Consider the following 23,258-nt stretch of genomic DNA (forward strand, 5'->3'; position numbering starts at 1 on the left):
AGGGGTATATTTAGATTTTAAAGATACATAAAACAATGAATAACCCTTTAGAAACTAAATTTATTTTTTAGCAGCAACAACAAGCTCAATTTTATCTAAAGTTGCTTGTGTTGTAAACATTCCGTAATCAATAACAACCTTGTTTTTTTCTATTTTATCAATAATTCCACAAGCCTTTCCATCAATCAGTCTTACTTTGTCATTTACCTTAAATTTATAAGAAGCTTTTTCTTTCGCCTTGCGTTTTGCTTCTACTTCTTTTTCTTTTCGTACCTCTACAACTTTTGTTAGAATCTCTTTTTCTATTTTTTCTAACTGTACCTCTTTTATTTTTTCGGCTTTTATTTTTTCTTTTTTCGCTGCTTTTGCTTTTTTATCTTTCTTCACAGGTGGGTTCAATTCTAAATATTTAGTTTTTTCTATCAATACCCATTTGTTGAATTCAGCAAAAAGTGCCTTTTTGTTGTTGGTTTGGAAGTATTTATTAAGCAATTCGTTTGATTTCCTTCCAAAAGTTAACATTTTTTGGTTTTTATCGTATAGCTCTTGAAAACTGTTTAGTTTCGCCTTTATTTTTGATTCTTTGTCAGATAAATTTTGAGTTTGGTTTTTTGCCTTTAGTTGTTCGTTTTCTAGTACTTGAGAATTTCGTTGTAACTGATTTCTTTCTTTTTGAAGTTTAGAAATTGTTTTATCCAATCTGATTTTTTCTCCCTCTACCTTTTTCTTTGCTCTGTTGATCAAACTAAAAGGGATTCCGTTTTTTTGAGCAACCTCAAAAGTAAAGGAGCTTCCTGCTTGTCCAATATGTAATTTGAATAAAGGTTCTAAGGTTCGCTCATCAAACTGCATGTTTGCATTACTTACATTTTCCAATTCATTAGCCAATACTTTTAAATTGGAGTAGTGAGTTGTAATTACCCCAAATGCTTTTTTTGTATAAAATTCTTCTAAAAAAATCTCAGCAAGGGCTCCTCCTAAATCTGGATCACTTCCTGTACCAAATTCATCAATTAGAAATAAAGTATGTTCGTTACATCTTTTTAAGAAACCGCGCATGTTTTTAAGGCGATAACTATAGGTACTTAATTGATTTTCTATGGATTGGTTGTCTCCAATATCAGATAAAATGGTGTCAAAAAAATAAGTTTCACTATGTTCATCAACTGGAATTAGCATACCGCTCTGTACCATTACTTGCAGTAAACCAATTGTTTTTAATGTGATACTTTTTCCACCAGCATTAGGCCCTGAGATAACAATAATTTGCTGTTGTTCACTTAATTCAAGGGTTTGAGGAATAATAGGTAATGCTGCCTTTCTGTTTTTTTCTAGTAATATTGGATGATAGGCCTCTTGAAAATAGATTCTTTTTGAGTCAGAGAATTTAGGTAATAATGCGTTATTGGCATAGGCATGTTTGGCCTTTGCACCGATACAATCTAGTTTTGTTAAGTAGGATTGATAACTGATGAATAAAGGAAAAAACGGGCGAATTGTTTCGGTTAAAACTTTAAGTAGCCTGTTGATTTCTTGTTTCTCATCATGCTGTAGATTTTGTATTTCTCTATGTAGCTCTAAAGTCGCTTGCGGGGCAATAAAAACAATACTTCCTGTTTTAGAACTTCCTAATAAACTTCCTTTTACTTTTTTTCTATGCATGTTTTGAACCGCTAAAACACGCTGGTTGTCTACAACAGACTCTCTAATATCATCTAGATATCCTGCACTGTCATACCTGCTCATTTCTCGAGAAAAAGAACTACTTAACTTTGCTCTTGCAATATTTATTTCTTTTCGAATTTCTCTTAAAAAAGTAGAGGCTTTATCTTGTACTTCTCCATAGGGAGTAATTATTTTTTGTATTTCGTCTATCGCAGTCTTTGTATATTCAATTTCAGACGATTTAGAAAGAAGTGTAGGGAAATAATCAGCAAATTTCTTGAAGAAAAGTAAAAGTTCATTAACAGTTTCAGAGTTAGTTGCAATTTTTAAAAAAGAAGCTGCGTCTAAACGGCTGTTTTCTATTTTTAAAAGATGTATTTCTTTTGTAAGATCTTCAAAATAATGATTAGGAATTCTGTTTTCACTTATAAGCGAAGAATTATATTCTTTTACCTGAGCTAGCTCAACAAATAAATCAGGTTTGTTAGAAATCGGTTTGATTTCTTGTACTAATTTTTTTCCTAAGTCAGATATGCAGTGCTCTTCAACACTATTTAAAATAGAATTAAATTCTAAGTCGTCTAATGTTTTTTGTGATATAAATCCCATTGATATACGTAGTTTTTCTTCTACAATTTAAGATGATTGTAGTGCTTACAAAAGTAAGGATATTTCATAAAAAGAATTGTTTTCTGTCAAGAGTTACACGATAATTTTTTTAGAATTAAGAAGAATGATTTTATATTTGTGCCAATTGATACCTTATGTTAGAAAATTTAAGTGCCGAGTGGAAAGATATTTTAAAAAATGAGTTCCAAAAACCTTATTTTAAAGAGTTAGAAAGTTTTGTAGAAAAGGAATACGAAACAACAACTTGTTTCCCTAAAAAGGAAGATATTTTTGCTGCATTTAATGCTTGTAGATTGAAAGATATTAAAGTAGTACTATTAGGGCAAGATCCTTATCATGATGTTGGACAGGCACATGGCTTGAGCTTTTCGGTGTTAGATGGTGTAAATCCACCACCTTCCTTGAAAAATATTTATAAAGAGTTAGCAACAGATATTGGGTTAGAAATTTCAAATTCAGGCAACTTGTCTCATTGGGCAGAGCAAGGTGTCCTTTTGTTAAATGCCACGTTAACCGTAGAGGCTCATAAAGCGGGATCGCATCAGAAGAAGGGCTGGGAAAAATTTACGGATGCTGTTATTGAAAAAATTTCAAATGATTGCGAGCATGTAGTTTTTCTTTTATGGGGAGGTTATGCTCAAAAAAAAGGTAGAAAAATTGATGAGACTAAACATTTTGTTTTGAAAACAGGTCATCCTTCTCCATTAAGTGCAAATAGAGGCTACTGGTTCGGAAACAAACATTTTAGTAAAACCAACCAATACTTACAATCAAAAAATAGTGATGTAATTAATTGGTAATGTCTGAAAGAGTTTTGTGAGTGATGCTGCAGGTAAAACAAAGATTAATTAACCACCAACTCGTTTTACGTTGTAACCATCTGCTTTTAAGATTTCCATGATTTTATCACGGTATTTACCTTGAATTATAATTTCTCCGTCTTTAATAGAGCCTCCAACGCCACATTTAGTTTTAAGTTTTTTTCCTAAAGCTTTTAAGTCAGCTTCTGATCCTTCAAAACCTTTAATTACGGTTACGGTTTTTCCTCCTCTTCCTTTGTTAGAAAATAAGGCCTCTAATCTTTGATCCTTAGGAGAAAGAGTTTCTAGTGCTTCGTTTTGATTTAAATCGAAATCATCGTTTGTAGAGAATACAAATCCTCCCAAATCTGATAAGTCTGTTAATTTCTTTTTAGCCATGCTAACTCTCTATTATTTGTTTTTAATTTTTTTCCAAAAGAACATAATGAGCGCAACAGATTCTATGGAAAGTCCAATTGCTAGTGCCAAAACTCCTGCACCTTCTTCCTCTTTAGTTAGGTTGATCACTATCCCGGTAGCAACCCAAATAAAACCCAGAATAAATACTCTTACTATATTTTTATCCATGCCTATGCTTTTATCAGTCCTAATTCAATTAACCGTTCTGTTAAAAATTCACCTGCGGTAATATCTTCGTATAATTTGGGGTTGTTTTCATTAATGCAAGCATCCAAACAGTTCAACTTCATTTCAGCTTTTGGATGCATGAAAAAAGGAATAGAGTATCTAGAGGTTCCCCAAAGTTCTTTCGGAGGATTGATAACCTTGTGGATGGTAGATTTTAATTTATTGTTTGTTAATCTAGAAAGCATGTCCCCTACATTAATCATTAATTCATCAGGTTGCGCAATCGCGTCAATCCAATCTCCATTATGATTTTGTACCTGAAGCCCTTTTCCATGTGCTCCCATCAATAACGTTATTAAATTGATATCTCCATGTGCAGCGGCACGTTCTGCTCCCTTAGGTTTATCTTCAATAGGAGGATAGTGGATCGGTCTAAGAATACTGTTTCCATTTAAAATATAAGGATCAAAATAGAATTCATCTAATTTTAGATGCAAGGCAATAGCGCGTAAAACATATTTTGCAGTTTTTTCTAATAACTGAAAAGCTTCTTTCCCAATCCTGTTAAATTCAGGGATTTCAGAAACAATAACATTTTCTGGGTATTGTTTTTTTAATGTAGCGTCATTTTGTACATATTGTCCAAAGTGCCAAAATTCTTTTAGGTCAGCTTCTTTTTTACCTTTAGCACTTTCTTTTCCAAAAGAAGTATATCCTCTCTGTCCGCCAATACCTTCAATCTCATATTTTTTTTTCACATCTTCCGGAAGTTCAAAAAAATGTTTGATTTCTTTGTATAGGCTATTTGTTAATGGATCACTTAAAAAATGACCTTTTAGAGCCACAAAACCAATTTCATTAAAAGCAGTACCAATTTCTTGAGTAAAAGCTTTTTTCTTTTCAGGATTTTCAGATAAAAAATCCTGTAAATTAACACTAGGTATTTTTTGCATAGAGGTTATCTTTTGTACAATGGTATTCTATAAGCGATAGTGTATCCAAAACCAAGACCTGTTCCGGTAGAAAAAACTTTGTTAAATCCGGGAACGTATAGATTTTGGAAATTATCAGGTTGCGTTTGATTCAGCATAAAATTAAATTGAATGTGAGCACCCAGATATAAATTTTTGAGAGTTTCTACCTTCAACCCGAATAACAACCCAAACCAATGCGCTGTTAAGTTTTCGTATGTTCTTGGAGTTAAATTTGTTCTCGGTTCAAAATAAGGACCAGAGATACCATCAATTTCAGTTCCTTCTTGATAAATAGTATATTGATCTACGGTTTGATCAAATAAACTAAAACCATAACGAGCACCAACATAGATTTCGTTATCCATTTCCAGCCAGTTTTTAAAGGTGTTCCAGTTAACACCTGCAGAAATGTATGATCCACTGGCGGTAAAAGCATAAGTATCTCTTCTTTTTACTTGCTCAGCAACACCAATTTCTGCTGCAATGTATAAGTTTTTTTTAATTCTATAATCACCTACAATTTCAAAACCACTGTAGTTGGTTTTTACTGCAGATAATATGGGTTTGACAATATCAATCCCCAATCTTAATCCATAGTTTTTTTTATATACAACAATAGAGTCTGTATCTATGGTAGAAGTTTTTGCTACAACCTCTGTATCTTGTTTTGTTTCCGGTTCTGTTTTTTCTTGACTGTTTGCAAGGGTTACAAACAGAATAAAACAAAAACTAATGGAAAACCTTAATATGTGTCTCTGTTTCATTTTCAATTTTTGTAACGCTTACTTCCATTCTATCTATCCAACTGTCTTCACTATCATCTATAGGTTCCAAGATGGCACCGAAATCATTAAAGTGAGCAATATAGCCGCATCCTTCCGATATAAAAACATCTGAAGTTGTATAGGTTAAATCAATAGTTTCAACAATATTTGTAGTTGCTAATTTGTATTTGGTTGAAGTTGACTGGGTGTTTAGTGGCAGTAAAATAGAATCAGTCAATACCAATTGATAAATAGAGTCTTTTTGATCAGCCCAAGCATAAATAGGTACTTGTTTTTTAGTAGTAGGATCTTCTTTATCGTAAAATCCAATAATTAGTCTTGGAGTCGTTGGGTCATCACAAAAATCATCATCTTCACAAGAAGTAAATAATAGTAATAAAAGTGTAAAAACAAATAATATTTTTTTCATTGTAATGAAGTCAATTCTAATATGCTGCCAAAGATACTAAAGTATCATCTAGTTTATTTTATTTTTTTTTAGTTATCAGATATTTAACACTACTTAAATTATTTTTTTGATTACCCGCAGTTTGTGGGTGTGTCTTTTAGAATCCACATTATAAATTCCAGAATGGTCTAGTCTATCTATTCTAACTTTTCCATGGGCATGAATGATGTAATTATCTTTCATGATAATTCCAACGTGAGTGATGGCTCCTTCATCATTATCAAAAAAGGCCAAATCTCCTGGTTCACTTTCTTCAATAAAGCTCAATACTTCTCCTTGTTTGGCTTGCTGCGATGCATCTCTTTTTAAACTATAACCGTTCAATTTGTAGACCAGTTGTGAAAAACCTGAGCAATCAATGCCAAATGGAGTTTTTCCACCCCATAAGTAGGGACTATTTAAAAATAAAAAAGCAGTTTGAATTAAATTTGATTTAGGGCGTTGAGAGCTTAAAACATCTCCATCATAACTATAGTGTTCGTTTGCAATGGAAAACTTGTTATTGCTGAAATTTGGAAGATTTGCCCCAATGGGAACCGTCATCAATTCATTTTTTTGATTAGAAATAAAGTCTACTAGATTGCCTGCCAAAATTTTGGGAGCCTTCTCTAGTGATTCATACATTTCTTTTTCAATCAATTCAAATTGTTTGTTGTCTAACCAGCCCTCATAGCTGTCAAATGCCAAACGAATTTTGCTCCATTTTTTACGGATTTCGAGTACTTTAAAATGTTCTCCGAACAATATTTGAGATACCAATTCAGCTTTATCAGAGGGTTCGTCGCGTAAAGGAACGATGCTTAAATTACAAATTCCGTAATCCATTAATTGTTTTTGTTTTTTTCAATAATAATTGCAGTGGCACCACCACCGCCATTACAAATTCCTGCAGCTCCAATATTACCATTGTTGCTAAAAAGAATATGGGTCAAAGTAACTAAAATTCTTGCACCTGAACAACCCAAAGGATGTCCTAATGCAACCGAACCTCCTTTTATATTTGTTTTGTTTAATGGAATATCTAAGATGTCGCAATTGGCAAGTCCAACTACAGAAAAAGCTTCGTTTAATTCAAAATAATCTACCTCGTCTAAAGTTATGTTTGCTTTTGAAATCGCTTTAGGTAATGCTTTAGAAGGACTAGTAGTAAAAAATTCCGGTTCTTGCGATGCATCTGCATAGCCAAGAATGCCGGCAAGGGGAGTTAAATTAAGTTCCAAAGCTTTTTCTTCTGACATAAGAACTAAAGCGGCAGCACCATCATTTAAAGTAGAGGCATTGGCTGCGGTTACGGTTCCTTCTTTTGAAAAAGCAGGTTTCAAGGCTCTCATTTTTTCAAAATTAACTTTAAGGAACTCCTCATCTCTATCCACAACAATAGCATCTCCTTTTCTTTGCGGAATGCTTACAGGTATAATTTCTTCAGAAAATCCATTATTATCCCATGTTTGTTTGGCTTTTTTATAGGAGTTTTCTGCAAAATCGTCTTGTTTGGTTCTGCTTATTTTATAGGTTTCTGCACAAAGGTCTGCACATACTCCCATGTGTTGTTGGTCATATACATTGGTTAACCCATCTTTTAATAATCCGTCTACCAAATTTAAGTTTCCAAATTTAGTGCCTTCTCTTGCTTTGAAATAGTGAGGAGCCTGCGACATGTTTTCCATACCTCCTGCAACAATAATTTCTGCATCTCCACAAAGAATGGATTGTACGGCTTGCGTTACGGTTTTCATACCAGAGGCACATACCTTATTGATAGTAGTACAAGGAACTGTATCAGGGATTCCTGCTTTTAATGCAGCTTGTTTTGTAGGCGCCTGTCCTAGGTTAGCTTGAAGTACATTCCCCATTAAAACTTCTTCCACCATATGGGGCGCTAAATTTATTTTTTCCAAAGCCCCTTTGATAGCGATAGCACCTAGATCTGTTGCTGATATGCTAGATAAGCTTCCAAGAAAACTACCTATCGGAGTTCGTACGGCTGAAACAATCACTACTTTTTTGTTCATAAGCTTTAAGGATTAAGAAAGAGGTTCTTGCGAAAGTACTCAAATAAATCGAGAAAATATTCGGATTTACATTGAGAATAGACGCTGCTTAAATGTAAAAAATAATCTAGAATTAATAAAATATTGGTTAGAAATCATACTCCCTTTAAATTTGTTTATTTTTGACTATCAATTAAGATTACATGAAAAAAATCATCAATACAATTTATCAGAATAATTCTGTAATTTATAAAGTTTTTCTGTTTATCATTACTGTTTTTTTAGTAGTGTATTTTTTTCCAAAAGGAGGGAAGTTTAAGTATGAATTTCAAAAAGGAAAACCATGGCAATATGAAAATTTATATGCTCCATTTGACTTTGCAATTCAGAAAAGTCCTGATTTAATTGAACAAGAAAAAAGGGAATTGACTGTAAAGTCAAAATTGTTTTTTGAGTACGATTATACCGTTTTTCCAGAAGTTCAAAAGCAAATGTTGCAAAAAGTGAAAGAATTGAATGTAGATTCTTTAACCGTGCGTGTCATTATGGCTAAAGGGAATTCAATATTGTCCGGTTTGTATAAAAAGGGCTTTGTGGATGCTGCGAGTGAGGCAAAAGTTTCAGATCCTTCAGAACAAGTAATTCTTAGAAGAGGGAATGAAATTATTGAAGTGTCTTTTGATGATTTTATCGCCTCTAATGAGCTATTTCAATTTATACAATCTAAAATTTCTTCACGATCAAATTATAAATATAATGATGATTTGATTCGAATAATTCCGCAGGTGGTAAAAGGAAATATTCGATATGATGAAAATTTCACGAATAAGGCGCTTCAGAATTCGATCAATTCTATTTCCTATACAACTGGTTTGATAAGTGCTAATCAGTTGATTGTTTTTAAAGGAGATATTGTAGAAGGTAAAAAATTCGACATCCTGAACTCTTTAAAAAATGAATACAAATCTCAAACATGGAGTCAAGCTAATTATTATTGGATTGTGTTTGGGTATACCGTTTTGGTTTCTTTGGCATTGTTGATGTTGTTGCTGTTCTTAAGGAAAGATCGAGCTGAGATTTTTGATGATAACATGAAGGTAACCTTTATTTTCTTCAATATATTATTGATGATATTTTTAGTTACGTTTACAATTAAATATCAGGTAGATTACCTTTATGTGGTGCCTTTGAGTATTTTACCCATTGTATTAAAAGCTTTTTTTGATGCTCGATTGGGACTTTTTACACATGTTTTAACTGTTTTGTTGTTAGGGTTTATTGTACCTAATAGTTTTGAATTTATTTATCTTCAGATCATTGCTGGGATCGTTACAATTTTAACCGTTTCTGAGTTGTATAAGCGTGCTAACTTATTTATTTCGGTTGGCCAAATTACATTGATTTATATGTTAACGTATTTCGCGTTTTCAATTATTCATGAAGGATCCATTACACAGATAAACTGGGATTACTTTGTCATGTTTGCTTTGAATGGTGTTTTGTCATTTTTGTCATTGTTTTTGATATGGATGTATGAGAAAACTTTTGGTTTGGTTTCTGATGTAACTTTATTAGAACTGTCAAATACAAATTCAAAATTACTCAGAGATCTGAATGAAAAAGCACCAGGTACTTTTCAACACTCTATGCAGGTTGCCAACTTGGCGGAAGCAGCAGCCAATGAAATTGGAGCAAATTCTATGCTGGTTAGGACTGGAGCTTTGTATCATGATATTGGTAAAATGGTAAATCCAATGTATTTTACCGAAAATCAATCTACCTCAGTCAATCCGCATGATGATTTAACGCCAAAGGATAGTGCTAGAATCATAATCAATCATACTTTAAATGGGATTGAGCTGGCTAAAAAATATGGACTACCGGATAGAATTATTGATTTTATAAGAACCCATCATGGAACTAGTACCGTGTATTACTTCTTAAAAAAAGAAGAGGAAGGGAATTTGGAGGACATCAATAAAGAAGATTTTCAATACCCAGGACCAATTCCATTTTCTAAAGAGACTGCGATATTAATGATGAGTGACGCTGCTGAAGCTGCTTCTAAAAGTTTAAAAGAGCCAACAGCCCAATCTATAGATGTGTTAATTGATAGGATTGTAGCAAAGCAAATGGAAGATGGCCAGTTTAGAAATGCCGACATTACTTTTAGAGAAATTGAAACGATTAAAAAGGTGCTAAAGAAAAAACTGAAAAATATTTATCACCTAAGAATTGAGTACCCAGAATAAAATAAAGAGGGGTTCTGACGTAAATGGGGAAGAGGACATGAAATTTTAAATTAAAAAGGATTTCTTGTTATCTGAGTTTTTTTGGTAATTTATTTGATTTCAGAGAGTTGGTGTGTTTTGGTCGTTGTAGAGAAAAAAAAAGCGAAATATTATTGAAAAAAAACCTCAAAAAGGTTGTGTAATACGTAAAGGTAGTGTAGATTTGCACACGCAAAAAATAAGTTCTTTTACAATATTAAATAAACAGATTGTTAAAAATCTAGGAGAGGTGCCGGAGTGGTCGAACGGGGCTCCCTGCTAAGGAGTTGTACCTTTACGGGTACCGGGGGTTCGAATCCCTTCCTCTCCGCAATTTTTTACAATTTTCTATACTTCGGGGTGTAGCGTAGCCCGGTCATCGCGCCTCGTTTGGGACGAGGAGGTCGCAGGTTCGAATCCTGCCACCCCGACGAAGTAAAGAATTTAATTGCATTATCAATACTTAGTATTGTTAATGGGCGCATAGCTCAGCTGGATAGAGCACCTCCCTTCTAAGGAGGCGGTCGAAGGTTCGAATCCTTCTGCGCTCACAGATAAACAAGCCTCACAAATTAAATTTGTGAGGCTTTTCTGTTTTATAGTTTTTTATTTTCGTGGCCTATATAAGTTCGTTAAATAATATCATTCTTATATTTAGGCTTTTCATAATAAGTTTTTACAGATCGCTTAAATGATACCCTCACGAATGCATTTTGTAACTAGTTCGGTGATGTTTTTACAATGCGACTTTTTTAATATGTTTTTTTTGTGAGTCTGGATTGTATGAGGAGACAGGTTGAAGTGTTCCGCTAGATTATTAAAATCATTACCTTCAGAAATTTTCTTTATAATTTCCTTTTCTCTTTTCGTAAATAATTTAGCAAATCGATCTCTCATTAGATGGTATTCTATATCAGTTTCTGTTGCAAAATAGGAAGGTTTGGTTTGACTAATAAAAGATATTTTATGATCAATCGGCATGTTTAAATGAGTCACATCAGTATGAATTCCGATCACTCGCTGTATTTTACCATCTTCTGATACAGTTAATGTTTTTACTTGGTGCAGAATCGTTTTATACACTCCCTCCGCGTTTCTTAACCTCATCAAGTAAACAACCTTGTATTCAAGCATTTCTTCTAGAGATATTTTATGCAAGAAAAAATTTAAGACTTTCTGTTCTTTTTGATGCATTTTAGATAAATCTTCTGGATGCATTACATCAAGAACTACATCAACCGAAAAATTAATTGGATTAATTCCTAGAACGTCATCAACAGATGGGTGTACGTATTCCATTTTAAGATTTTCAAAATTTAGAATGTAATAATAATAGGAGCCTATGGTGAATAAGGATGCTATTTGGTCTACTAATTCTAGGTAGAATTTTTGTTTCGTAGGCTTTAAAACTTTATTATCATCTTCCCAAACTTTCCTGATTTTAGCAATATTAGTTTCTTTCATTTAGGGGCTAGTGGTTTTTATGAAATTTCAATATAGCTATTTATAGTTAAATATACCCCATATAGGGTATGTTTTGTGTTGTTTATTTGAATTATATTTGTCTATAAGCTGCTCCAATGATGTTCATTAGCGTAGAGTACGTTTATTAAACTTTTTTTAGCAAAACAGTACTAGTCGAAACAATCAAAGTGTATTCTTTGCTAAAGAAAAATATTGAAGATTCATGAAAAAGAGAACTAGGGGTAGTTTAGAATCGAAAACCGGATGCTGTTATAAGGCATCCGGTTTTTCTATTTAATATTAAAAATTAGCATTGAGATCAATCAATGATGTTGTCTAAAATATGATTGGGTTAATACAAAGCTATTTTTTGTTTTATAATTCCCTCCGAGGTTTTAATCTGTATGATGTAGATTCCCTGGATTAAGTGATTCACATTAATTGATATCGGGGTACGATCGAATTCAAAAGAATCCTGAACGATTCCTGAAACAGATATTAGTTTGACTTCGGTTATATCAATATGATCTGGGTTGATAAATTTAATTTTTTGTTCTTTCTCAGAGAATCTGATAGAGAAATTTATATGCTCCGGAATATCTGTATCGAGGATGTCTTCTTGGTTTTGTTCTTTAAACACAATAGTAAATCGATCTGAGTAGATACCAGGTTCAAGGGTGAGTTCCACCGCAGAATTAGTAATGTCATAAGTAGTTTGTTCAATTTTGTCATAAAGATAAACTGAACGTTCTAAATTACGGTATTCGTCTACTAACACCCTTACAGGTTCTTTTTCGTTGATGGTAATTGTAAACGGAAGTTCCAAATCATCCTTAATAAATTGAACTCCAGCGATGGATAGTTTAGTCCCATTTTCATCAAATTGCCAATATGCATCTGTTGGTTGAACATCATATGCATAACTGTCATATCCGTAGTCTAATTCAAAACTATGTCTTTCATCAAAGGTAGCTCCAATTTGACGATGAATATTAATGCCATTTTCATTATTATATTCAAAACCAATTTTCAAATAGGTACCTATTTCAGTCTCACTAAAGTCTGTTTGCTGGTCTTGATTGTTTGATTTTTTACCTTTTCCTTTATGAAAAACAGAATCCCCACCATTGATAGATTGGAATTTTCTTTGAGAGTTCTCAAAGGTAATTTCACCCGTGCTGACTGCACCAACATAGAAGGCTTGACCTACTGCTATATATTGACCAGGAGCGTTATAGTCATTAAGATCTCCTAAACCATCAACTCCAGACGTAGGTGTTTTAGCTGCAACGGAACTTCCTAGGTTTCTTGTAGAATATCCACCTTTGTAACCAGCAATATTATGACCTTCGGTAGTTCCTTCCGCACTTTTAACCTCACCTGTATGTTCCCAAAAGTATAGGGTACCTCCATCGATGATATCGGAATTATCTGTTATGAATTGAACAGCGTCGAGTGCAGATGGATAAGGGTTTCCAACTAAACTATTAGTGTTTTCATCTACATTGATTTTAATCGTTCCATCATTAGGTTTCCCAACAAAAGTAAAGTTTTGTGGACTTCTACCGGTACTTTTCATTGTAAATCCTTCCCCTCTGTTAATTACACCAGTATCTTTCTTCTGACTCCATTCAGCAGAAGAGCTTCCGTTGATGTAAGTCCAAATCCAATAATTTGCAATGGTAATAGGATCTGTAGTATCTCCATCATAACTTTCTGTGTATTCCACAAAATTTATGTCTTTTGGAGTTGATGTTTCAGAGGTTGGAGAGGTACCGTCTTTCATAACGGAACCTACCCTAAATGTCGATTTTTGAATCTCTACAACCGGAGAAGACCAATAATGGTATCGATAAACGTTGTCCACTGTTGCTTTTTGATCTCTATATACTTTTCCGTTACCTTCAACATTTGTTTCTAAAGTATGGGTTTGCACTAATTGTGCATCACCAATCATTCTTACATCTCCTTCTAAAATAAAATCTTCATCAAATTCAAGATATTTATCAGTATCGATGGTTAATTGAGATCCTTCTTTTACCCATAAACATTCGACTACAGCATCTTGTTCTAATAAAGCGTGATTGTTAGATGTTTCTGAGTCAATAACCATCACTTTGTCTTTGTCGGCCAGATTAGTATTCGGAGAGCCGTTTGCTTCAGATCCTCCAGACCAACTGTTCGTATCTCCATTCCAAAATATTCCATTAACCTCGGCATAAGTAAAATATTTTGTTCCATTAAAGTCGTAGGTGGTAGAATATTGTTGTGATCCGTTCAATGTTTTTGAGGTAAGCGGTGCATAGTGAACGTTTACCAGAAAATCTTCATCATCAGCTATTTTTAATACTTTTTGTGTGTATCCGGTGTTTAATAAATTGTCAACTGTGGTTTGATCTATTGCGATTTCAACAGTCCCAACTGATCCATTTTCAACGATTTTCCAAGTTCTGTTCAAATGTTTTTCTGGAGCACATACCAAAACTTCTGTAGTGGTAGTTAGTAAGCTTCCATTGTTATTCCCCCAAGCAAGGAAATCTTTGTTTGAGTTAAAATTGTTATTATTATTTGCATTTGTTGTTGCTATTGAATTTAATCCGATGGTGATGATTGCATCAGAATTTTCAGATTTAGATTGTTTTTGATTCAATACCATTCCATCATCCTTTCCAATCGCAGCAACATCATTATGGAATGAGCTGTTGGTTGAATAATTCCATATTTTAGTAGATAAGTCAGATAGGACATAGTCACCTTCCACAATGCTATTTTCAGAGTCTGTATCGCCTAGTGTAATACCATATTTTATGGCAAGATAAGATTCAACTTGTTGTTTTTTGCTCAAGCTATGCTCATCACTAAACAGCATTATTTCGGCAACACTTCCGTCAATAGTTCTTCCTGAGAATCCTCTATCACTACCTACGTAATAATTGTATGTGTTGTTAGAAAAATTACTGGTATAAATATTAGAAATTATTTCGAAGTTAGTAGGTCTTAAATGAGCAGTTAATGTTGTGCTTTGTCCGTTTGAGTATTGATCACCTCCTGTAGCCCCTGCCGCTGTATAGTTATTTCCACTAGCGTCATATACATAAGTTCCATCATCTCCATGTCCAAGACTTGTTCCATCATTGTTAAAAGGAGTTGTCCAAGAAGAGGTAGACAAATCATTATATACGATGTAGATACTACGTGGGTTAAGGTTTCCGTTATAGGTTAATACATCGTTGTTTCCAGGAGTAAATGTTACAACCGGGTTAAAGTTTAAATTGTTTGCACTTGTGGTGTTACTTGGTTCTGTTCCTACTGAGCCTATAAAGTCTGCATTTGATTCAGATTGATCTTCCCATAAGGTGACGTTACTTCCACCTGTAACTCCAATGTCCGCTCTCAGCCAAAGGGTGTTACCAACGACACTTGGCAAAACTTCATCCACAATGGCATCCCTGTAATCAACATCTTGTGTGTCCACATCAGAATCTGTATCTGGTAGGTTGGTTGAAGGGGTATCCAATTCATCATTAACATCAAAGCCATCATTAACGTCACTTCCTTCGAAATTGTCGTCCAAACCATCACCATCAGAATCGAACCCGCTAATAGAATTATCAGAATCATGGTTCTCTGAAATATCAGCAGTACCATCATTGTCAGAGTCACTGTCTAGATAGTCAAAGATGGCGTCGATGGCAGCATCGGTGTTTACTAATGAGAGATAAGAACCACCTTCAGTAGTTTCATAATTATCATCTAATCCATTAGCATTGGCATCTGTAATTCCTGCACCTGTTCCGCTAGGGGCTATATATCCAAGGGTCGTTTGTGCTTCGATATTGTCAGGAATACCATCGTTATCAGAATCAAGATCAAGGTGATTGTAAATTCCATCATTATCAGAATCTAAATCACAGGAAGCGTATAGTTTTCCAAAAGGAAGATCTTGCTTAGAAATTGATGGACTTGAGTACATTACTGTCATGGACTCATTTCCTGTTTTTTCAAAGTATAAAATTGTGATTGGATACACCCCTGGTGTCAGATCAATCGTTCCAGATTGTTCATTATTCGCAGCATGAAGTCCATCATGATCCACAACATACAATCCATTTATATAAATTATTGATCCATCGTCGGAGTTTAGGTGAAAAGTATAAGTTTCGGTAGTGTTAATTTCAATAAACCCGGTATATCTTATTGAAAAATTGTTAGTATCGCCAGCGTCAATAGTGTTTTGTAATGCACCAACATCAAAATTATCAATTGTTCCTGTGGCTAATGCATTTTCAAAATCTATATCATCAACGGAGTCAGTAGAGGGTGAAGTATCATAAAATTCATAGTTCAAATTACCATTGCTGCAGGCTTCCTTTTCTGCAAAATCCAGTACACCATCATTGTCATCATCTATATCAACATCATCTAAGATTCCATCTCCATCAGTGTCAATACCATTGGAAATATCTCTATAATCTAGATCTCCACTTGGTGTATTCACATCTCCATCAGAGTCTGTTAATATTGTTGTGAAGGAATCGTCATAACTTCCATTTACATCAATATATGTATCTCCGTTATCTAGTGTGTTGTCTAATCCGTTAGTTCCTACATCACCTGTTGTTCTTCCGTTACCATCAGCTGTTAAACCTGCGCCTGATTCTACAATGTCTAGGGCTAGGTCATTATCAGAATCCAAATCTAAATAATCGGCTTCATCGGTTCCGTCTGTGTTTTCCGGAGTCAACCCCGCATCGTATGCCAAATCAATTCCGAATAAGCTATAGCTTCCAGAGGGGACAATGTATTCTTGTGTGCTTTGTGCTTCAATATTGTCGGGAATACCATCATTATCAGCGTCTAGGTCTAAAAAGTTGTTAATGCCATCAGAATCAGAGTCTATAACCGTGAGACCATTACCATAAGCGAGGTCGATTCCATCCGAACTATAATCTCCACTCGGTGCTATATAGCTACTCGTATTTTGAGCTTCAATATTGTCAGTGATTCCATCATTATCAGAATCTAAATCACGAAAGTCAAAAACTGTATCACCATCGGTATTTGCTGGAGGGCAAAAAGAAAAATCTCCAATAGCAATTTCTTGAGTACCAGCTGGGTCATTGGTGTCTGTGTTGCTAAAGGTAATAATCATTTTAGAAATCCAAACAGGTAAATTTGAAATTAGAATATCTCCTGTATTTGTAAAACTTGAAGCAGCGCTAGTTCCTTCAAAAATATTACCACTTGAGACAACTTTTGTATTTGAGGCTCCAAGCGTATAGTCAGAAGCTTGCATTGTATACAGCGAGCCGTTGTAATCCAAAATTGCAATTTCAATATTATCTTTAGAGTCAGCGTTGGCATCTACATCATGTAAAGTAAAACTAAGGTTGTAAACTGGCGCATCAAATGAAAATGTGTGCGTTGAGGAACCGTTTTGAACAGCAGCTTGAGATATTGTATAAGAACTGTTAGAGCTTATATAGTCATTTACTGCGTAGTTGTTGTCAGTACTAATTCCTGTGTATCTTGTTATTGTAGTACCAACATTGTCTATAGTTTTTGTGTTGTCAGTAACCACAGGATCATCACCTGTACTTTCAGAGCTTCCCCCATTTGTGTATAAAGTTGTCCAAGAAAAAATAGAACTAGAACCAATACAAGTTCCAAATTCTTCTATGTCTGTTATTCCATCATTGTCATCGTCTAAATCTACGGTGTCATTTACGTTATCATCGTCGTTGTCATTATTGAAAATGTTATCTCGGTAATCTACGTCACCACCAGCTAAAACATCTTCATCGGCATCAGGAAAATTATCTGTTTGTGTGTTGTCAAAGTTACCTTGTGGATTTGCATAGTCATTACCATTTTGATAGTTGTAGTCTAATCCGTTTACTCCAAAGATATACGACAATGTAATACCTGCTTCTTCAGTATCGGTTAAACCATCATTGTCTGAATCTAAGTCGAGGTAATCTACTGCGTCTTCTGCGTTGTCAGAATTTACAGGTGTTAAGCCTCCGGTATAGGCAGTGTCCAATCCTGTCCCATCATATACTCCGTTTGGAGGAATGTATCCTACTGTTGATTGCGCTTCAATATTGTCAGGAATACCATCATTATCAGAGTCTAAATCTTGATAATTTGGAATTCCATCACCATCAGAATCAATATGTCCAATAATAGCATCTGTGTATGAAGAGTTACAACTGAAGTCCAACATGGTTTCCCTAAAATTAGAACTCGCATTGGCTTGATTTGAAATAAATCCAAATCTTACTTTATATTCTGTGTTTCTTGCATGGACTGTAGTATAGTTTACTTCTGGATTTGTTGGAGACACCCCACCAAATTCTGTTCCTCCTGCTGTTCCTACAAACCATTCACCATCTCTGCTAAAGGTTAGTTGAGTATCACTGTTATAAACGTAGATAGATGGGTTAAGTGACCATGATTGTTCATTGTAACTATTATTTCCGTCAATATCATTAAAGCTGGCATTAAAGTCGTTTAATTGATAAGGTGTGGTAGTGCCTGAAACCACAAAATTAAAAGTATATTCTACATATGCTTGTGTTCCAACTCCTGAAATACTAAATTGTGTATTCGCTACAATCGAACTTGCATACTGGGTGTCATTATCTAAGCTGTTCAGAGTAAGATTGTTGATTTCTGATAAGGTAACAAGGGCATCAACACCAGAAAGAACATTGGAAAACCGAAATACATCTCCTTGATCAAAGTTTCCATCTACACTTCCAGATTCTTGCACAGCACCCGAAAATGTTAATTCTTCAATTCCTTCACAAGATAAAATGGCATTGTTGGTATAATTTTGTTCTTCTGTGTCCAGTATACCATCATTATCATCATCAACGTCTACTGAATCAACTATTCCATCTCCATCGTGATCATCATTAAGTGTAATTTCTCCAGAAATATCAATATTGTCAATATAAAATAACTCATCCGTATAACTTATTTTACTTCTAAATCTGATATAGGTAGTTGATCCTCCACTAACAGGTAGTGCTTTGATGTAACTACCACTATTTTCTACTTGTCCAGGACTCATTACGATATTACCTGAATCGGCTGTGTTTCCCTGAAATGTGTCAAGTAGTAACCAATCCACTCCATCGTTTATCGAGTATTCGATATAAACAAAGTCATTATTTTCCATTAACCCGGTACCGCGATAATCGAAAGAAAGGGTTGCTGAAGTGTATGTTGATAAGTCTATTTTTCTGAGAATACTAGCGTCATCTACTCCAGAGGCTGCTCCTGTCATCAATAACTCGCCTGATACGATTCTTACCTTACCCGTGCTTGCGGCTGTGTCATCATCATTTTCAATCCAGTCTCCAGTCCAACCTGATCCAGAAGTATAATTACTATTGGTCCAGTTTTCTGAAGCAATATTTGTTTGAGCTGCTCCAGCATAAGAACAAAATATTAGTACCGTAACTAAATAGAATTTATAAAAACTGAAACATTTCATCATCAGTGAAAATCTAATTTATAATTGTTAAAATTCTGGAAAACAAGTGTTACAGGTTTAGGGGTATCCAAAAAAAATAAATGCAAAAATATCTAAATTTGTTGATAATATTCTTTGTTTTTTAGATGTTGTAACCGTTAAAGCTACATTTATAAACGTATGTTTATTTTTGTTAAAAAAATGACCGTATTTTATTTATAAACGACCTAGTTAGAGGTGGTTGTTTAAAATCAATTTATTTTTTAACTTAGAGTAGATAAATCAAATAAAATTATTTAGAATGAAGTCTTTTAAAATAACCGTAATTATTCTTTTTAGTCTTGCAAGTCTTACGGCTCAAACAAAAAAGGATAAAAAACAACTGGAAAAACAAGAGAAATATGAGGAAATGATTTCTATTGTAAAAGATCGAAAAATTGAATTTGAGGCTGAGTGGGCCTTGGCCCAACAAGGAGCTCGGATTAATTTAATAGGGAATCCAAATCATGTTAGGATTATTGGAGATAGTATTTCTGTATATCTACCTTATTTTGGTGTAAGAACCACTGGTGGTACATATGGAGGTAGTAGAGGTATAAAGATTGAAAATAAGATTGAAGATTTGAAAGTTGAATATGATGATAAAAAAAGAAAAATAAATCTAAAATTTAATGCATTTGATGGAACCGAGAAAATTGAATTTTACATGAGTATATTTGGCGGAGGGAATACGAATATAAATGCTTACAGCAATACAAGAAGTAACATAAGTTATGATGGAGGTAGTGAACTCTATGTTAAGGAAGAAAAGGAATAAAAAAAGGTCTGTTATGAATCTTAGCAATAACAGAATTTTCATAAATAAACAGTGTTTTACCTAGGGATTCATTGCAAATTTTAGTTGCTATTTAGTTTAAAATGAAATAATTTCAGATCTATCAAAATGAAAGTTTCTTTCTATGATAGCGTTTTCATTACTGTCGGATCCGTGTATAGCATTTTTTTCTATTGATGTTGCAAAGATTTTTCGAATCGTTCCTTCTGCTGCTTCTTTTGGGTTTGTAGCACCTATTAATTTTCTAAAATCTTGAACTGCATCTGCTTTCTCTAAGCAAGCTGCAACTATAGGGCCACTTGTCATATATTCTATTAATTCATCAAAGAACGGCTTACTTTTGTGGATGCTGTAAAATTCACCAGCTTTTTCTTTTGTTAGTTGAGTTAATTTCATTGCAGTAATTTTATATCCTGATTTTGAAATGATATTTAAAATTTCTGTCATATGACCATTTGCAACAGCATCTGGCTTTATCATTGTAAAAGTTATATTATCCATTTTTTATAAATGTTATGTCTACTGACTTCACCTTGGTTAAGTGGGTGAAAATGTTACTAAATTTTGTACTTTTAATACTCATTTGAATTAGTAGTATTCCTTATGGTTTGTCTATTTCTCCGTAAAAGAGTTATATGCTTGTTCGTAGGCATCTATTCTTGAAATTGTAGGGTTGGCGTTCATTAATAATGAAACTTTATCAAGAACTTTAATTCGAATTCCCTTCTTGTCTGATTGATACAAGATTTCCATAATCGCATCTTCGGTTGTCATAGCAAAACGTTGTTCGTGTTAATAAAAATGTAATTGATTTTATGGTTGTTTGATTAAATGAGGCTGAAAAGCATCTGTTTTTTGGCAACAAATCTGTTCCATAACTTGCAGTAGTTCACGCTTCATTAATGATATAGTGTGATCTCCACCTTGTTTTCCTAATGCACCGACTCCGTACATAAAGCTTCTTCCCATAAAGGTGAAATCTGCACCGCTTGCCATTGATCTTGAAATATCTGGGCCACCTCTCAAACCTGAGTCGACCATAATTTTAATCTGATCTCCGTATTTTTCAGCTAAATTTGTCATCGGAACAATAGAAGACTGACCTGCGTCTAACTGTCGTCCACCATGATTGGAAACAATGATTCCGTCAACCCCCAGTTTAATGGCTTTTAATGTGTCTTCTTCACTTACAACACCTTTGATGACTAATTTCCCTTTCCATTGTTCACGAATAGAAGCAATGCGTTCTTCGTTAAGTCTTCCTGAGAAAGTACTATCCATAAACTCACCTAGTTTTTTTAAATTTAAACCTTTAGGCATGTACTTTTCAAGAGTTTTGAAACTTGGTTGACCATGTATAAGAGTTTGAATCGCCCAATCGGGTTTCTTCATAACTTCAACGATATTCTTGATACTCATACTTGGGGGCATCGCTAGACCGTTTCGTACATCACGAGGTCTGTACCCAAAGGTAGGGACGTCTGCCAAAATTACTAGAACATCTGTTCCAGCTGCAGCGGCTCTATCCAATAAATCACGTTTCATAGTTTCCTCTGCAGGGTGGTACAATTGAAACCAAGATTTACCTTCGGTAATCTCTGCAATACGTTCAATACTTGAAGTGGTTACGGTACTTAGTATAAATGGAATATTATGTTTATGAGCCGATTTAGCCAAAATCTCAGGGGAGTTCGGCCACATAAGTCCTTGAAGACCTACAGGTGAAATACCAAAAGGAGCATCATATGTATGCCCAAAAAGTTCGGTTTTCATTTCTGATTTATCAAAAGTTGATAAATATTGAGGCATCAATTCAATTTTCTGTAGGTCTGTTCTGTTTTTATCTAGGTTTATATCTTCATTACATCCACCATCTAAATACTCAAATGCAAACTTTGGCATTTTACGCATTGCTTTTTTTCGCAAGTCATCGACGGATGGATATTTAGAGTTGATTGTTAATTCCATAAATTGAAATGTTTTTAGCTTTGTTGATGTCACCAACAAGGATTGTCTTGAAATAAATTATTTGTAAACTTTTAATGTTCGGTATCCATAAAAAGCTATAAAACTAAAACAGAAGAATGGTAAGAAGAATGAAATGTTCACAGCGGCATAAGTGCCTATAGTTTTCATGTCAATAATCAGTCCTTGTAATATTGGCATTAAGGCTCCTCCAACTATTGCCATAACCAATAATGCTGCTCCTAAAGTAGTGTCTTCTTCACTCAAACCATTCAACGCGATACCGTAGATAGTTGGAAACATTAATGACATAAAAGCAGAAGTAGCAACTAATAAATACAATCCCATATGCCCTTCGATAAATATTGCACCGAGTGTTGTAGTCATGGCACCAATAGCGAATATAAATAGTAGTTTTTTTGAATTCACATACTTCATCAAGAATGTGCTGATAAATCTACTTGATAGAAATATTGACATCGCAACAATGTTATAATTTTGAGCAGTAGCCTTTGAAATACCTAAATTATCTGCATACTGAATGATGAAGGTCCAACACATGATTTGTGCTGCTACATAAAATAATTGCGCAAGAACACCTTCTCTAAATTTACCGTTTGCAAAGAGTCTTTTAAAAGAATCTATAGCTGAACCATATTGTGCGGTTTCCGTTCTTTTAGGCATTTTGGAAATAAGAATGATGATCAACATAACGATGACAACTCCTCCCAAAATTAAATATGGGTTTCTGATGATTCCCAAATCATGTGTTCTAATAATCGCACGTTGAGCTTCATTCAATGATGAAAATATGAGTTCACCCATTTCATTTCTTTTGTCAGAATCTAAAGCTACTAGTATGAATTTTGAAGCAACAAACATTCCTAACAAAGAACCTATTGGGTTGAATGCTTGGGCTAGGTTCAGTCTTTGAGTAGCTGTTTCTTGAGCTCCCATAGAAAGAATATATGGGTTTGCTGTAGTCTCTAAAAATGCAAGTCCAAACGTCAAAACATACAAAGAAACTAAGAAATATGCAAACATTTCAAAATGTGCTGCAGGGTAAAACAATAAGGCACCTATTGCATATAAAGATAGCCCCAATAAAATTCCTTTTTTATAGCTGTAATATCTTACAAAAAGTGCAGCAGGAATTGCCATGGTTGCATATCCACCATAAAAAGCTAATTGTACTAGTGCTGCTTTTGCTGTTGATATTTCCATCACAGTTCCGAATGCAGCCACCATCGGATTGGTTATGTCATTTGCGAAACCCCAAAGTGCGAATAACGAGGTTATTAAAATAAAAGGAAATAACATTTCCTTTGCAACTACGGGAGTTTTTTTTGAAGTATCCATG

At 34.2% G+C, this 23,258-nt stretch carries 17 protein-coding genes and 3 tRNA genes; 6 read left to right on the forward strand and 14 right to left on the reverse strand.

All coding sequences use genetic code 11. The annotated features are described in order from the left end of the window. Nucleotides 1–60: 60 nt before the first annotated feature. Entirely contained in the window at nt 61–2,274 is a 2,214-nt protein-coding gene (locus tag AC2DGP_RS15365) for an endonuclease MutS2 (protein WP_484490944.1), read from the reverse strand. Nucleotides 2,275–2,429: 155 nt separating this feature from the next. Here AC2DGP_RS15365 and ung point away from each other — a divergent pair, with 155 nt between their 5' ends. Beyond that, nucleotides 2,430–3,095, forward strand: a complete 666-nt coding sequence (gene ung, locus AC2DGP_RS15370; protein ID WP_484490945.1) for a uracil-DNA glycosylase — start codon at nt 2,430–2,432, stop codon at nt 3,093–3,095. Nucleotides 3,096–3,143: 48 nt separating this feature from the next. On the opposite strand, the gene AC2DGP_RS15375 is transcribed toward ung, so the two are convergent. The 7 genes from AC2DGP_RS15375 to AC2DGP_RS15405 form a co-directional block, all read right to left on the reverse strand. Next, entirely contained in the window at nt 3,144–3,494 is a 351-nt protein-coding gene (locus tag AC2DGP_RS15375; RefSeq protein ID WP_484490946.1) for a translation initiation factor, read from the reverse strand. A 12-nt stretch (nt 3,495–3,506) separates the two neighbouring features. Next, nucleotides 3,507–3,683: a hypothetical protein gene (locus tag AC2DGP_RS15380; protein WP_484490947.1), complete on the reverse strand. Its 177-nt coding sequence runs from the start codon at nt 3,681–3,683 to the stop codon at nt 3,507–3,509. Nucleotides 3,684–3,685: 2 nt separating this feature from the next. Further along, on the reverse strand, nt 3,686–4,636 hold the full coding sequence (locus AC2DGP_RS15385) for an isopenicillin N synthase family dioxygenase (RefSeq protein ID WP_484490948.1): 951 nt from the start codon (nt 4,634–4,636) through the stop codon (nt 3,686–3,688). A gap of 5 nt (nt 4,637–4,641) precedes the next feature. Then, on the reverse strand, nt 4,642–5,421 hold the full coding sequence (locus tag AC2DGP_RS15390) for a DUF6048 family protein (RefSeq protein ID WP_484490949.1): 780 nt from the start codon (nt 5,419–5,421) through the stop codon (nt 4,642–4,644). Next, nucleotides 5,387–5,851, reverse strand: coding sequence for a DUF6452 family protein (locus tag AC2DGP_RS15395; protein ID WP_484490950.1), 465 nt, complete (start codon nt 5,849–5,851; stop codon nt 5,387–5,389). The genes AC2DGP_RS15390 and AC2DGP_RS15395 overlap by 35 nt, the downstream gene beginning before the upstream one ends. Before the next feature lie 93 nt (nt 5,852–5,944). Further along, a complete protein-coding gene (locus AC2DGP_RS15400) occupies nt 5,945–6,715 on the reverse strand; it encodes a C40 family peptidase (RefSeq protein ID WP_484490951.1) in 771 nt (256 codons plus the stop codon). Continuing rightward, nucleotides 6,715–7,902: an acetyl-CoA C-acyltransferase gene (locus AC2DGP_RS15405; protein ID WP_484490952.1), complete on the reverse strand. Its 1,188-nt coding sequence runs from the start codon at nt 7,900–7,902 to the stop codon at nt 6,715–6,717. Before AC2DGP_RS15405 ends, AC2DGP_RS15400 begins: the two co-directional genes overlap by 1 nt. Nucleotides 7,903–8,084: 182 nt before the next feature. On the opposite strand from AC2DGP_RS15405, the gene AC2DGP_RS15410 reads away from it, so the two are divergent. The 4 genes from AC2DGP_RS15410 to AC2DGP_RS15425 all read left to right on the forward strand — a co-directional run bounded on the left by AC2DGP_RS15410 (nt 8,085) and on the right by AC2DGP_RS15425 (nt 10,702). After that, a complete protein-coding gene (locus AC2DGP_RS15410) occupies nt 8,085–10,133 on the forward strand; it encodes an HD family phosphohydrolase (RefSeq protein ID WP_484490953.1) in 2,049 nt (682 codons plus the stop codon). A 262-nt stretch (nt 10,134–10,395) separates the two neighbouring features. Beyond that, nucleotides 10,396–10,482 (forward strand) — tRNA-Ser (locus tag AC2DGP_RS15415). A 25-nt stretch (nt 10,483–10,507) separates the two neighbouring features. Next, nucleotides 10,508–10,582: transfer RNA gene (locus AC2DGP_RS15420), tRNA-Pro, on the forward strand. A 46-nt stretch (nt 10,583–10,628) separates the two neighbouring features. After that, nucleotides 10,629–10,702, forward strand: a tRNA-Arg gene (locus AC2DGP_RS15425). Nucleotides 10,703–10,838: 136 nt separating this feature from the next. Here AC2DGP_RS15425 and AC2DGP_RS15430 read toward each other — a convergent pair. Beyond that, nucleotides 10,839–11,615, reverse strand: coding sequence for a LuxR C-terminal-related transcriptional regulator (locus AC2DGP_RS15430; RefSeq protein WP_484490954.1), 777 nt, complete (start codon nt 11,613–11,615; stop codon nt 10,839–10,841). Nucleotides 11,616–11,967: 352 nt separating this feature from the next. Continuing rightward, nucleotides 11,968–19,122 (reverse strand): DUF8202 domain-containing protein, encoded by a 7,155-nt coding sequence (locus AC2DGP_RS15435; protein ID WP_484490955.1) that lies wholly within the window; start codon nt 19,120–19,122, stop codon nt 11,968–11,970. A gap of 277 nt (nt 19,123–19,399) precedes the next feature. Between AC2DGP_RS15435 and AC2DGP_RS15440 the strand changes: the two genes are divergently transcribed. Beyond that, nucleotides 19,400–19,915, forward strand: coding sequence for a DUF4251 domain-containing protein (locus AC2DGP_RS15440; protein WP_484490956.1), 516 nt, complete (start codon nt 19,400–19,402; stop codon nt 19,913–19,915). A 96-nt stretch (nt 19,916–20,011) separates the two neighbouring features. Here AC2DGP_RS15440 and AC2DGP_RS15445 read toward each other — a convergent pair whose 3' ends face one another. From AC2DGP_RS15445 to fucP, 4 genes are all read right to left on the reverse strand, one after another. Continuing rightward, complete coding sequence (locus AC2DGP_RS15445; protein WP_484490957.1) at nt 20,012–20,434, reverse strand: nucleoside-diphosphate kinase; 423 nt, start codon at nt 20,432–20,434, stop codon at nt 20,012–20,014. 111 nt (nt 20,435–20,545) lie between these two features. After that, nucleotides 20,546–20,707: a hypothetical protein gene (locus AC2DGP_RS15450; RefSeq protein ID WP_484490958.1), complete on the reverse strand. Its 162-nt coding sequence runs from the start codon at nt 20,705–20,707 to the stop codon at nt 20,546–20,548. A 39-nt stretch (nt 20,708–20,746) separates the two neighbouring features. Continuing rightward, entirely contained in the window at nt 20,747–21,901 is a 1,155-nt protein-coding gene (locus AC2DGP_RS15455) for an alpha-hydroxy acid oxidase (RefSeq protein WP_484490959.1), read from the reverse strand. 57 nt (nt 21,902–21,958) lie between these two features. Further along, nucleotides 21,959–23,257 (reverse strand): L-fucose:H+ symporter permease, encoded by a 1,299-nt coding sequence (gene fucP / locus AC2DGP_RS15460; protein ID WP_484490960.1) that lies wholly within the window; start codon nt 23,255–23,257, stop codon nt 21,959–21,961. Nucleotide 23,258: the final 1 nt, after the last annotated feature.

The organism is Flavicella sp. IMCC45537 (assembly GCF_057197705.1).